Origin of the sequence: Burkholderia seminalis DSM 23518 (assembly GCF_902832885.1) — a bacterium.
Classification (GTDB): domain Bacteria; phylum Pseudomonadota; class Gammaproteobacteria; order Burkholderiales; family Burkholderiaceae; genus Burkholderia; species Burkholderia seminalis.
The window spans coordinates 756,381-767,926 of sequence record NZ_CADFDK010000001.1; the positions used below are offsets into that span (position 1 = coordinate 756,381).

At 61.8% G+C, this 11,546-nt stretch carries 14 protein-coding genes; all 14 read right to left on the minus strand.

Features of this window, described 5'->3' with window-relative positions:
• Positions 1-12 precede the first annotated feature (12 nt).
• Positions 13-582, minus strand: a complete 570-nt coding sequence (locus HWX00_RS03445; RefSeq protein WP_175026934.1) for a glycoside hydrolase family 19 protein — start codon at positions 580-582, stop codon at positions 13-15.
• A 10-nt stretch (positions 583-592) separates the two neighbouring features.
• Positions 593-775: a hypothetical protein gene (locus tag HWX00_RS03450; protein ID WP_124668928.1), complete on the minus strand. Its 183-nt coding sequence runs from the start codon at positions 773-775 to the stop codon at positions 593-595.
• A gap of 60 nt (positions 776-835) precedes the next feature.
• Complete coding sequence (locus tag HWX00_RS36690) at positions 836-2,092, minus strand: hypothetical protein (protein ID WP_226193763.1); 1,257 nt, start codon at positions 2,090-2,092, stop codon at positions 836-838.
• A gap of 11 nt (positions 2,093-2,103) precedes the next feature.
• On the minus strand, positions 2,104-2,298 hold the full coding sequence (locus HWX00_RS03460; RefSeq protein ID WP_175026935.1) for a hypothetical protein: 195 nt from the start codon (positions 2,296-2,298) through the stop codon (positions 2,104-2,106).
• A 4-nt stretch (positions 2,299-2,302) separates the two neighbouring features.
• On the minus strand, positions 2,303-3,229 hold the full coding sequence (locus tag HWX00_RS03465; protein ID WP_175026936.1) for a hypothetical protein: 927 nt from the start codon (positions 3,227-3,229) through the stop codon (positions 2,303-2,305).
• A gap of 8 nt (positions 3,230-3,237) precedes the next feature.
• The gene (locus HWX00_RS03470) at positions 3,238-3,879 is read right to left on the minus strand and encodes a YmfQ family protein (RefSeq protein WP_175026937.1); all 642 of its coding nucleotides are present in this window, start codon (positions 3,877-3,879) and stop codon (positions 3,238-3,240) included.
• A complete protein-coding gene (locus tag HWX00_RS03475; RefSeq protein WP_175026938.1) occupies positions 3,880-5,031 on the minus strand; it encodes a baseplate J/gp47 family protein in 1,152 nt (383 codons plus the stop codon).
• Positions 5,031-5,471 carry a phage GP46 family protein gene (locus HWX00_RS03480; protein WP_175026939.1) on the minus strand — a complete coding sequence of 147 codons (441 nt, stop codon included), beginning with the start codon at positions 5,469-5,471 and terminating at the stop codon, positions 5,031-5,033. The genes HWX00_RS03475 and HWX00_RS03480 overlap by 1 nt, the downstream gene beginning before the upstream one ends.
• 59 nt (positions 5,472-5,530) lie before the next feature.
• Complete coding sequence (locus HWX00_RS03485) at positions 5,531-6,154, minus strand: phage baseplate assembly protein V (RefSeq protein WP_175026940.1); 624 nt, start codon at positions 6,152-6,154, stop codon at positions 5,531-5,533.
• On the minus strand, positions 6,151-7,305 hold the full coding sequence (locus tag HWX00_RS03490; RefSeq protein WP_175026941.1) for a phage baseplate assembly protein: 1,155 nt from the start codon (positions 7,303-7,305) through the stop codon (positions 6,151-6,153). The genes HWX00_RS03485 and HWX00_RS03490 overlap by 4 nt, the downstream gene beginning before the upstream one ends.
• The gene (locus tag HWX00_RS03495) at positions 7,302-8,732 is read right to left on the minus strand and encodes a DNA circularization protein (protein ID WP_175026942.1); all 1,431 of its coding nucleotides are present in this window, start codon (positions 8,730-8,732) and stop codon (positions 7,302-7,304) included. The genes HWX00_RS03490 and HWX00_RS03495 overlap by 4 nt, the downstream gene beginning before the upstream one ends.
• An 11-nt stretch (positions 8,733-8,743) precedes the next feature.
• Entirely contained in the window at positions 8,744-10,657 is a 1,914-nt protein-coding gene (locus HWX00_RS03500) for a lytic transglycosylase domain-containing protein (RefSeq protein ID WP_175026943.1), read from the minus strand.
• A gap of 135 nt (positions 10,658-10,792) precedes the next feature.
• A complete protein-coding gene (locus HWX00_RS03505) occupies positions 10,793-11,137 on the minus strand; it encodes a phage tail assembly protein (protein ID WP_175026944.1) in 345 nt (114 codons plus the stop codon).
• Positions 11,138-11,145: 8 nt separating this feature from the next.
• Positions 11,146-11,517, minus strand: a complete 372-nt coding sequence (locus tag HWX00_RS03510) for a phage tail tube protein (protein WP_111442574.1) — start codon at positions 11,515-11,517, stop codon at positions 11,146-11,148.
• Positions 11,518-11,546 lie beyond the last annotated feature (29 nt).

An 11,546-nucleotide genomic window follows, 5' to 3' on the forward strand; every position in this document is an offset into this window, starting at 1 on the left:
GCGCGCCGAGAATTACGAGCTGACGCCGAGCGCCGCTTTGCAGGAAGTCCAGAGCGCCTGGCGGTCATCCATCCCGTTCGGCGTGCCCGTCGAGCGAGGATTGCCGAGGTTGATTGCGCGGCTGATCGACAGGAAATCGCCTGCATCGGCGAAGGCGCTCAACGCGTTGTCGGCCCAGAACTGGGCCGATACTTCGGCCGCAACGCTCGGTTGCACGATCTGGTCGGGGTTGCCCTCGAGGTCGACGCTGATCTTCTGGCCCATCACACGGTAGTTGTAGCGGCCGGTGATCTGCAGCAGGCCACCGCCGCGGTACCGAAACCCGTCTCCGGGCTGCATGTTGCCGAGCGTGGCCGCCTTCGCGGCCGGCGGCTCGTACGCACGCTGCGCCGGCGTCGGCCCCCAGATCTCGCGCAGCCATTGGAAGCGGCCAGATTCGTGACCGCACTGCGCGAGAAACGCAGCCTGCCGCGCGGGCGAATCGATCGCATACAGCGCCATCACTGCCGAGAGCGGGTCAGCCCAAGGCGTCGCGCGTGAGGGCGAAATTTGCAACGCACTCGCCAAAATATCGGGTGTCATTGCGACCTCGTCACGTATCGAGCAAGCTCTGCTTGCCCTTGTTCTTGACCAGGTAGTACGCCTGCAACCCGATGTAGACGATTGTCGCAACGGCTACCCACCAGTTGATGTCGTGGTTCGTCAGCCACAACCAGAAATTGCTTCCCACTGCCGGCGCCGCCTTCGCTGCGCTCGATGCCAGATCGCTTTTCATTCATTCCCCGGAAATAAAAAAGGGCGCCCGATGGCGCCCTGCTGCTGGCTGATGCGCGTATTAGTGAGCCGTCCAGGACGTCCCGTTACAGAACACGGGGATCGTCGTCGATCCGCCTCCAGTGACCGAGCTGTTGTATGTCGGTGACGCTGCGTCGGTCACGGCGTAGAGATAGCCGCGCGTGCCTGCGCCACAACCGGGCAGGCTGGCCACTGTCGTTACGGGCAGTACGACGCCATTCGTGCCGTATACAGTCGAGCCTTGGATGCTCGACGGAGTGGTGAATCCGCCCGTCGTCGTGAACGTGAATTTCGTGTTGCCGGACAGGTCTTGCAGCACCATCTGACCGTTCGCGAAGATCATGCGCAGCGACGCGGTCGTCGCGTCGCTTCGGATCGCAGCCACCTTGTTGCCCGCGCTTCCATACCACACGACCGCGTCCTTCTGCGGGAGCACGATCGCGTTACCTTCGCCGGACGTCGTGTTCAATGCGGTGCTGTGGAAAACGAGCCCGTTCTCGAACGCGGTGTTGTTGTTGATGACGCCGATCGCCGCACTCGCGTTCGCCGCGCTCGTCGTGACGTCCGGGCGCCCCGACGAAATCCACATTCCGGGCGTCGTGCCTGTCGAGAACATGTTGTACGGGTCGAGGCCGACAACGGAACCTTGGTTCACGATGTCGATTTCGTTGCCCTGCGTGGTGCCAGCTCCGGCCGCTCGACGCGCCTCGAAGTAGCCCGCGTAGACGGTCTGCACCTGCGACGTGTTGTCGTTGATCGCATATCCAGCGACACCTTGCGCAGCCATCGATCCAGCAAGCGTGTTGTCCGACGATCGTGTCGCGCCGAGCAAACCCATTCCACCGCCGGTCGATTGCGACCATGTTTGCGCGCACGCGGTCGTACATGGAATCAATGAGTTAAGCCAGGCAGATTGGTTGCCGAACGATGCGAACGCAGGCGATGCGAACGTGCCGGACGAAACGGTGAGGCTGCCAACCGACGCCCCCGTGGACAGCACGACAGAACCCGTTCCCGTTCGAGTCGTTGTGCCAGTGCCACCCGACGCGACCGGGATAGGAGATGACAGGCCGGTGATCGAACCGCCCGTGATCGTGGCGTTGGAGCTTGCGAGCGTCGGCACCGTCAGCGCGCCGGTCAGCGTACCGCCCGTGAGAGGAAGCACGTTCGAGAATGCATAGTTCAGTTGCCCGGCCGTGAGTAATTGCCCGGAAATGAACTGCGAATGCGCTGGCAACGTCCAGAGCAGCACGATTGCACAAATCGCGCTCCCGATGGTGGCAAAGATCCTTTTCATGACAGTCTCGCTCAGGAAGAAATGGATTTTTGGGAGACGGGCACAGGCGTGAAGGCCTTACCGTCATACGTCCCGCCGACTTCGGCGCCGGCCGTCGCGGCCACAACCTGGCAGTTGTCTGGCGCGGCCCATTCGGCTTTGCCATCCCAAAGCACGATGTTGATGACGACGCCGTTCTCGACGATCGCGTAGCTGGAAACTGTCATGTGATCACCATTCGAACATCAGGAAACCCGGGCCGCTGTTGCCGCCCGCTCCGCCGTTGCCGCCGCCCGCGATGTAGACCCCCCCACCGCCGCCGCCGCCAGATCCAAACCCGTATCCACTCGCACCGGCAATGCCTCCACCAGCGGCACCACGGCCAGCACCGCCGCCGCCACCGAAAGGCGAGCTTGCGCCCATCCCCCCAGTCCCGCTCGCATTATTGGCCGTGGCGTCGGAACCGTAAGTGCCGCTCGGAAAGCCAGCACCGCCCGCCCCGCCTGCAGCATTGGAGTTCGTCACCGCCAGACCTCCAGAACCGCCGTTACCACCGGGAAGCGTCACCGGCGTGCCCCCATTGAAGCCCGTACCGGAGATGACCAGGTTTCCGCCTGACGCTCCGTTGTTGCCGTTGCCCGACGTCGGGGCTGCGCCGCCCGTCGCCGCAGCCGGAATCGTGATGCTGATCACACTCCCGGGCACAACCGTATAGGGAACGCGAATCATCGATTGACCGGCACCACCACCGCCGCCGCCCGCGGACCAGGCCGATGTACTTGATACCGAACCAGCGCCGCCCGAGCCCGCTGCCCCTCCAGCGGCACACCCGCTCGCATAGACGGTCGTAACGCCAGCAGGAACCGTGAATGAAGTGCTCGAAGTGAAACGCGCGATGCCCTTGATCACGCCGACCGAGGAAGCAATCAGCGCTCGGATCGCTGCCACAATCTGGGTGTATGTGGTCTTGCTGGGAGTGATGCTCGCAGCTGCGAGGACGCTCATGAGCTCCTCTTGAACCATATTCAGCCAGTCGGCATCGAGGATGGTGGCCGCCTGACCGGTTGCCGGGTTTCCGCCGGTGAAAAAGCCGGGCGTCCCCGCCGGCGCCGGAACGGGCAGCGATGTAACAGCCGTGTTCTGATCGGTACGAAACATGAATGCCTCTATGACAGAGTCGTTGAGTCGAGCCTGAAGGTCGAATCCAAGAAACCAGGGTTGGCGATGATCACCAGCGTGTGTGCGGGCTTCAGCGAGTTGATCTCGCAAAAGAGGACCGCGTTACCCCATGATTCGAGGGGCTCTCCTGCGGCCGACAGGCCGGCGCGGAAGTAATTGATCGTTGTCGACGGTGCGTTGATGCGCCACGTGTGAGCCCATCCCTCTGCGCCAACGGAATCGCCCGCGGCATGCACCCCGACACGAAACGGCGTGAACTCACTGACCGTTACGTCGAACCCGAGGTTTTTCGCGTAATTGACGAAGTACGCGATCGACGCACCGCCGCTGTTCGCGAATCGGGCAACGACTTGCGCCTGTCGCTGCGCAATCGTTGGGGCCTCACCCGCGCACGGATCAGGAAGCCCGAGGGTCGCCTCCCATTCCGGCAGCAGCTCGACCGTTGTTGAAGGAAATGCATCGATGAGCAGGAAGTTATTCGCGGCGACATGCCGCGCCCAGATCGGCGCGAGTGCCGCGATTGACTGCCCCATCACCGAACTTGGATCGCGCGGCCACGCCAATCCGCGAGGCATGAGCGCATGCAACGCCGACTCGAAGTCGGTCGCCGAATAGTTCGGTGCGCTCATTTAAGGAAGCCAGGTGATGTTGCCGAGTACCGGAAGTTGCCCCGTCGTTCCGACGATGTTCTGCAGCGGCGACGTGATCACGAAGCCCTGCGTGCCTGCGATCGCGGCGATCGCGGAATCGATGTACGACAGGTCAACGACGCCGTTCTGACTGCCAGTTCCTACCGGCGATCCGTACAACACGAAGATCCCCGAGATAGCCGATTCGATCGCGACCTTCTGCGCCGCGGTGAAGTTGGCCGTCCCAGTGATCGTGAAATCGATCGCAGTCGGGATCGGGCCGCACGAATAAACGAGTGCCGTGACGGGGCGCAACGGGTAAATCGAGTTCGCGACCGTGAGCTGGTCACCGGTGGCCGGCGCTCCGCGCTTCTCGTTCGTCGCGACGCCATCCGTTCCAACCGGAAACCCGTCGTTGCCCGATTCCGCTTGGTCGAACATCGTGTACACGACGACAGTGCCGGGCCCGAAGCCGACCGGATTGCACCAAGCGCGCGTCACGCCCGCCACCGCACGCGCCCAGCCGACGTAGTCCGATTCGGAACCGCCCTGAGCGGGATTCTGGTACGCGAACAGCATGCGCGAACGCAAGCTGTCATCCTTCTCGATGTCGGCGCCACCAGTGAATGCCACCGACACCTGGCCTGTCGAGTTGATGCCGGCGATCGAGACGCCGAGCGTCATCGAGGTGCCAACGGCGCAATTCCCGAATGCGCCGACCAGGCCGGCCGGATCCGCGTTCGCCACGGCATTCACCGTGACGACTCCGGCCGTTACCGTTCCTTCGCTCGTCGTCGTATAGCCGACGCCGTCGCTGCGGCTAATCGACGTGCCGGCAGGAATCGTCCCGCTCGTGCCGATGAATTGAATCTGCCCGGGCGTCAATGCGCCGGCCTGTGCCGCCGGTTCGCGATAGATACCTTTCAGCGCGGCCCACGCCTCGAGGAACTCGTCTGTCGCGGTGAATGGGTTCGACTGCTTCGCGATGTAGTCGGTATAGCCATACTGCAGCTGAGCCAGCCCGGCCAGTGCGCGGCCGATAACGCCGAAGCTCGAAAATCTCAGCAACGGATCGGTACCCGGCAACCGACTCTGGATGTCGGCCGCGACCTGCGCCTTGAGCTCGGAAAGTGTCGGACGAAGATACGGCATCAGTTAATTCCTTCCCAAACCCACACGTATTGACCGTCCAACGGGACGACGCCGTTCTTGATCACGACGATCCGCGCGCCGAGGACGCCTCGGCGCACCCATTGCGTCGTGATCTCGATGCGCCCGGCCACGCCATCGTCGATAAGCCACTGAAGCGCCTCGGCGAGATAGTCGTAAGCGCGCTGCGCTGTTTGCGTCGTCTGCTTCGCTCGCTTCAGCAGCCACATCCGAGAACCGATCGGGATCTCGTCGTCTGCCCACCAGCCGCGTCGGTCCGCCGATCCGTCCGGAATGACGTCGTCGACGCTCGCCTCGCGGTCGGTGAAGATGCTGATCAGCACTGCGCTCTGGAGGTCGCTCCCTGTCGCGAGGTCCGCCCCGGCTAGGACCCAGTCCGCGTAATTCGTCGCGGCGTCCCAAGAAAGCGTGATGTCGGGCATTTCGTGCAGGCAAAAAGAAACCCGCCGAAGCGGGTTGGTTGTGGCGGGGCGCAGCAGCGCTACATTTGCTGATTCGGCACGTCCGAGACGATCGTCGAGCTTCCACCCTGCACGTTCACCACGTCGTGCGTATGCTCGTCGTACCGCTCACGCATGCCCTTCATCGTTTCATCGTTCGTTTCGACGTTGTCCTGCATGTCACCTGTCGACGAGAGCATCGGCGTGTCGAATTCGGACCCGCCTGGCGCGACGACGCTGAACTTCCCGCCGGCGACGATCTTGAAATCACCGCTGCAGTTCCAGGTGACGTTCGCTGCATCGTTCACGACAACGTCCTGCCCCTTCGCGTCAACGACGATGCTGCCGTTCTTCAGGTAGACGCTCTTCCCGTCTTGGCTGTACAGGATCGATTCGCCAGGCGCGAGCCCGCGCGGCCGCGATTCTTGGTGGTTCGTTCCGACCACCGCGCCGGCCGACCTGTCGCCGGCGACGTGCAGGGCAAGTGCATCCGAGCCGATCGGTGGATTCGAAGAAAAACCGAATTCCGGCACGCGGTACCGGCCTGCAGGCACCTCCAGGCCGTTCATCCGCAATTGCACGATCTGCACAGGGCCCGTATCGTCGACTATGGTGATCCGGCCACGCCCGAACAGGTTTCGAATACGATTCAAAATCTCCGTCATTGCGCAACCCTACTGAAGTCCGGACCGACCGGATTGAGGATGATCGGCTCCTGATAGAACGCCTGCGGCGGCATGATCGTCAGCTCAGCTGACGTACCCTGCAAATCCTTTTTGTACGTCACGTCAGAAATCAGCCAACGCTTCTTCGGCAGCTTCAGCGACGGCAAGTCGATGTCCACGAGCACATTCGGCTCATACAATGCCCCCGCCGAGTCGCGCCACGAATCCGTTACGAGTCGCACCTGGTACGACCGGCCGAGCCGATATGCCATCTCCCAGTTTGCACGCTGCAGGGCAATATCCCTCCCGCCGTTCACATTCTCGGAAATGATCGCCCTATACCGAAAACGCGGCACTGTGCTGTCGTGCACGGTGGAAATGATATTTCCCCCGTCACCGATGTCGCGCAGCGTGTCGAGCCCCTGATACGCTGCGTCGTACCTTGAGAATCGGCCGTCCATTGCCATCATGAACGAGGCCGATGCGACGTTGATTCCCTCTGTGAAGCCACTCGAAGCTACCCGCGTGCCGATTGACGTGTTACGGGTACGCGTAGCCGGGCCACCGGACGCGAAGATCAAACTGCCATCCGGCATGTCGTACAGCAACAGTCCTTGGTAGCGGCACAAAAGTTCGAGTACCGAATATGACGTCTGTCCAACCATGACGTTGACCTGCTCGATCGGCGCACCGACATCGGTGCCAGCTGCGACGCTGGACGCAATCCCGTACGGTGCGCATAGCGCCGCCGCGATCTTGTCGACCGTCATGTTGAGCAGCTGACCGCCATCGATGAGCGCTGCACAGTCGACGAGATCCTGGCACTTGCTTCGGCCGACGATTCGCACGCTATGCTGATTGCCGCTGTACGACGGCATGTAGCGGTCGACGAAGCCGGTCAATACCAGATCATCGCCGAGCACGACTTGCACCCAGTCTCCAGGCTGCGCGAGGATCTCGCCCACGCCCGGATATGGCTCCGTATAGCTCACCTCAAAACTCGATGGGCAGCGCTCGATACCTCGCGAAACGGTCACGTCAGTCCACCCGGTAATCGAGCGCGCATTCGACGTCGTGAACGTCTCCTGCCCGGGTTTAGCTGCGGGATTGAACGTGCAGGTTGCGACCTTAAGGGTTACGTCGTCGTTCATTTCGCAAGCGCTTGAAACGTAATCGGGCAGAATGCCGGGTGAATCGGGTCGATCTGCTGCAGCAACTGCGGCTCACGCGTCACATCGTCGTAGATGCGTTGTGCGAGCAGCAGCGACGGCAACGTGGTGTTAAACGAGAACGTCGCGAGCGTCGCAAGATCGGCCCCGCGCGCCGTCAAGTCGGCATAGACCGCTCGTCTCAGCGATCGCAATGCGACGAACGTATCGTCGTCGCCCGCGTCGCCCGCGATGTCGATCTCTGCGTCATACAAATCGAGCGCGTTTGACAGAACCGTCGCTGCATCCTGCTGTGACGATGGCTGATAACTCGACAGCGTCACGGCCAGCTGCGCGAGCGCGTACCGCCGAAGCAGCGCCGCTGTCGCAACTTGCACCACGCTCATCGATGCGCCGATCTGGCCAGGCACGACGACGTCATCCGGCGAGTACTGCACGAGTCCACTCACCAAACGCACGGCGTCCGCCGGATCGTTCGCCGAAGCGGCGATCGCAGCAACAAACGCATCGACGCTCGAGCCAAGCGTGGCACTTTCCGACGGATTCGCCGCGGCCGCCTGCATGGCCGCGCCAGCGGACACGACAGCGGCGCGCCCTGCAGCCGACGCCGCAAGCAGGTCAGCTGCCGTGGTGCTGGGCGACGCTTTCGCATTGCTCGCCGAATAGCCCGAATTGCCGCCACCGAAGAGGCGGCCGAAATTTCCTGAAAGTGTCGAGACAGCGCCGATCACGCGCTTAACGTCATTTACGGCCGTGACGCCGAGCTGATACCAGGCAACTACCGTCGAAACAGCCTTCTGCACGACGGCCGCACCGTTCCGGATGTCCGCCGCGATGTCCTTTGCGTAGTCGAGAAGTCCTTTCTCCTTCAGGTTCGCCGCGTTGTTCGCGCTATCGTCTGCCGTGGATACCTGAGTCGTCGGAAACTTGCGCGGCCCCGACACGATCAAGGTGAGCCGGATCTCGAAGACCGGACCTAGGTCGAGCCGCTCGATCGCCTCGACGCTCAAACATGCAACGTCGTTGACAGTTCCGAACGTCGGGTGAACCAACGTAGCGTTTCCGGGCGACTCGCATACAAAAAACAAGGCGTCGCGCTGATCAATTACAGACCCTCGATTCGTCTTGAGATCGTTCTCCAGCAGGAAGCCAATAACCTCGAACGCACGAGGCTTCTGGCCCAGATCTTCCACCCATACTTCATCACGAAACGGGTAGGTATGAACTGCCTGCTGCCGACCGGTCGAATTGCGAATTTCAAAGACGCCGAAAGGCACGCCGCCGTAACTGGCCTTCTGAAGTGTTGAAAACCAGTCGCCCGCCAACAGCGACGCAGCATCGCCAACCGCCGACGCCAGGCCGCCAATGCTCCCGACCACGCTCAGGACGTCGGTTGTTGTCGATGCCACTGCGATTCCCCTTACGTAATGCCGTCCAATCGATATTGGACCCGCGTAGGAAGATAGTTCCCCTCGGCCGTCTTCGCCTCGGCCCGCATTCCTTGAGGCACGTTCTTCATGTCGAGCGTAACGTGCATCGATTGCTGTGCCCCGACGCCGCCGGCAGAGCCCGACGGCGCCACGCCGGATGTCGGGACGGCTCCTGCCATATTCGCTTCGACCGCCGCAATGTATCTGCGCGTCTCGCTAGGTGCGGCGCCGAGGCCTGAGCGATTCAGGTTTCCCTGCCCCCAGTTGTAACCGGCCAGTGCACGCTCCAGATCACCGCCGTTCGCTTTCAGCAAATCGCTATACATCCGGGCCGCGGCCGTCGCCGACTGCTGCAAATCATTCGGATCCTGCAGGCCATATTGCTTCGCGGTTGCCGGCATGAACTGGAAATGCCCCATTGCGCCCTTAGGCGAAAGCATGTTGGCGCCACGCCCCGATTCGACTGTCCATACGCTATCGAGAAGGCCACGTGGCAACCGATACTGCGCCTCGAGATTGCTGAACAGCGAATTCGATTCGGGCGTCGCCGCCCGCGCCGCACCTCGCGTGAGCTTCGCGCGGACACCGCCAACGCTATCCAGCTCATCCTGTGTATAGCCTCCGGTCGCGCCCAGCTGGAGACGATGAGTCCCAGTCAGATAGTCATTCAGCGACCACCGATCACCGCCCGTCACCTTGCGAACATACTCGTCGTAATATGGGCGAAGCCATTTCCCGATTTCCCATCCGCCGAATCCAGCTGCAGCGGTACCGGCAACGGTCGGAACTCCTCCAAGAGGGCTCAGGGCCTTCACGGCTGCGGGAGCGACAGTCGTAGCGAGTTTCGTGAGGTTGCCGATGAGGCTGACAATCCCTGCGATCGGGCCGGCAAAGGTAATCGCGGCAATCGCCACCATGACGCCCTTGGCGCCGCCAAGGGTGTCCCACAGCTCCTTGGCGTCCTTCGCTACACCATCCCAGTCAACCTTGGAAATCCAGTTGACGAAGCGCTGTACCGCGTCAGCCAGCTTGTCAGCGATCTCCGCGCGATGCGCATCCAGCCACGCCGAAAACTGCTTGACGACCGGCTCGAGAACCGGGACAAGGCTTGCACCGATGGAATTCCCGAGCCCCGACACCGAATCTTCGAGGTCGTTGACCTCTTCCTTGAATCGCGTGGCCCGGGCGATTTCATCCGGGGTAGGAATCAGGCCCTTCCTGAACGCACGCGCCTTATCTTCGTTATACGTGCCCTGCTGCAGCATCGGCAGCAACCCACCCATGCCGACCGCGTCCGCAGCTGCTCGCTGCGTGACGGCGCTGCGTTGGCCGGCGATCGCCTTCATCAGCTTCTGCTGAGTTGTGTAGTAGTCGACGGTGCCGTCCTTGTTGCGTTGGATCTGCACACCCATCTTCTGCATCAGCACCAACGCGGCCGGGTTCGCGCCATTCGCTGCATCACGGATCGCCATCTGCGACGACGAAATCGCAGAATCAAATTCATCGGCAGAGACGCCGGCTCGTTTCGCTGCGACGTGCCAGGCCGCGAGCTCCTGAGCATTCATGCCGAGAAGCTTCGACGACTTGTTCAGCGCGAAACCGAAATTGCCGAAGCGATTCGTCAGGCCGGCGATCCCGGCCACCGTCCCGGCCGCGCCGAGCGCAGCGAGCCCCGGCACGAGCTCGACGACCTTGTCGACGAGTGTGTGCGCTGCCCTTGCTGCCGACTCCAGGCCCTTCGTCAACTTCTCAAAACTGCGTATGCCGACCGCGCCGATGTTCGCGAAGCGCTTTTGCGCCTTGTCAACCGGCGCCGTCACCTTACCGAGTGCGGCTTGAATTTTTTTGATCGTGGCCGTGGCTGCATCGTCGGCTTGGATCCGGATGACGAACTCTTCAGCCATTGCCCGATTCCTTTTTCTTCAACATCAACGCCGCGTGGTAGGCGTACTCACACACCTCGCTCCACGTAAGCTCCTTCGTTTCGCTCGGCTGCCAGCCCCATGACCGTTCAACCACCTTGACTAAGTGCTCCCAATCTATCGGGAGCCCACCTCGTTTCCCTCGGGGTCGTCCTCGTCGGGCGGCGTCAGGAAGAACGATAGGTATTCCTGCGCCTTGTAGTAGTCACGCGCCGAAATCTTGTCGATGCCCAACACGGGAATGCCGGTTTGCTCGCTGATGAGCGTCTGAAACGCTTCGATAGCGCCTTTTGCCGAGACCATTTTCACGAAGGCCTTGATCTGGCGGAGATTCGGCTCGCGCAGTTCGAGTTCCGTATGAACGGTGTCCTCATCCTTCCCGCTCAACGTGATCGGCTCGGAAAGCGTGATCGTGATCGTCGACGGCTGGATTTTCCGGGGCTTCTTTTCGTTCTCTTCCATCACTCGCCTCAAGCGGTTTGTTCGGTGACTTCGGGACCTTCGAACGACACTTCGAAGGTCGCTTCTTCGGTGTCGACTTCTTCGGCCTCGACGGTGCCCATGTTGCGACCGGTCACGATCTTGCCGTTCGCGAGTTCCAGCACCACCGTCGAATTGCGCATCGCGTTGAAGTCCGCGATCGACAGGCCGCCCGAATCGCGCAGCGACATCTTGATCGAGCCCGGGCGGGGCATTTCCTTGAAGCCGTGGAAACCGTCCTGCCCCATAAGCGTGTCGCGCTTCACCTTGGCAACGCTGTAACGCGCCTTGCCCTCGAGCTGGTAGGTAACGCCATCGATCTTGGCGTTGGTGATTCCTGCGAGCAGTTGGCTACCCGACATGTGTTTCTCCTAAGAATGAAAAAGCCGCC

What these genes read in the sequence shown, in the direction of transcription:
- HWX00_RS03505 (WP_175026944.1), bottom strand. Translation starts at nt 11,137, where the DNA reads ATGGAAGAGAACGAAAAGAAGCCCCGGAAAATCCAGCCGTCGACGATC.
- HWX00_RS03480 (WP_175026939.1), bottom strand. Translation starts at nt 5,471, where the DNA reads ATGCCCGACATCACGCTTTCTTGGGACGCCGCGACGAATTACGCGGAC.
- HWX00_RS03450 (WP_124668928.1), bottom strand. Translation starts at nt 775, where the DNA reads ATGAAAAGCGATCTGGCATCGAGCGCAGCGAAGGCGGCGCCGGCAGTG.
- HWX00_RS03460 (WP_175026935.1), bottom strand. Translation starts at nt 2,298, where the DNA reads ATGACAGTTTCCAGCTACGCGATCGTCGAGAACGGCGTCGTCATCAAC.
- HWX00_RS03490 (WP_175026941.1), bottom strand. Translation starts at nt 7,305, where the DNA reads ATGAACGACGACGTAACCCTTAAGGTCGCAACCTGCACGTTCAATCCC.
- HWX00_RS03510 (WP_111442574.1), bottom strand. Translation starts at nt 11,517, where the DNA reads ATGTCGGGTAGCCAACTGCTCGCAGGAATCACCAACGCCAAGATCGAT.
- HWX00_RS03500 (WP_175026943.1), bottom strand. Translation starts at nt 10,657, where the DNA reads ATGGCTGAAGAGTTCGTCATCCGGATCCAAGCCGACGATGCAGCCACG.
- HWX00_RS03475 (WP_175026938.1), bottom strand. Translation starts at nt 5,031, where the DNA reads ATGCCGTATCTTCGTCCGACACTTTCCGAGCTCAAGGCGCAGGTCGCG.
- HWX00_RS03470 (WP_175026937.1), bottom strand. Translation starts at nt 3,879, where the DNA reads ATGAGCGCACCGAACTATTCGGCGACCGACTTCGAGTCGGCGTTGCAT.
- HWX00_RS03445 (WP_175026934.1), bottom strand. Translation starts at nt 582, where the DNA reads ATGACACCCGATATTTTGGCGAGTGCGTTGCAAATTTCGCCCTCACGC.
- HWX00_RS03465 (WP_175026936.1), bottom strand. Translation starts at nt 3,229, where the DNA reads ATGTTTCGTACCGATCAGAACACGGCTGTTACATCGCTGCCCGTTCCG.
- HWX00_RS03485 (WP_175026940.1), bottom strand. Translation starts at nt 6,154, where the DNA reads ATGACGGAGATTTTGAATCGTATTCGAAACCTGTTCGGGCGTGGCCGG.
- HWX00_RS36690 (WP_226193763.1), bottom strand. Translation starts at nt 2,092, where the DNA reads ATGAAAAGGATCTTTGCCACCATCGGGAGCGCGATTTGTGCAATCGTG.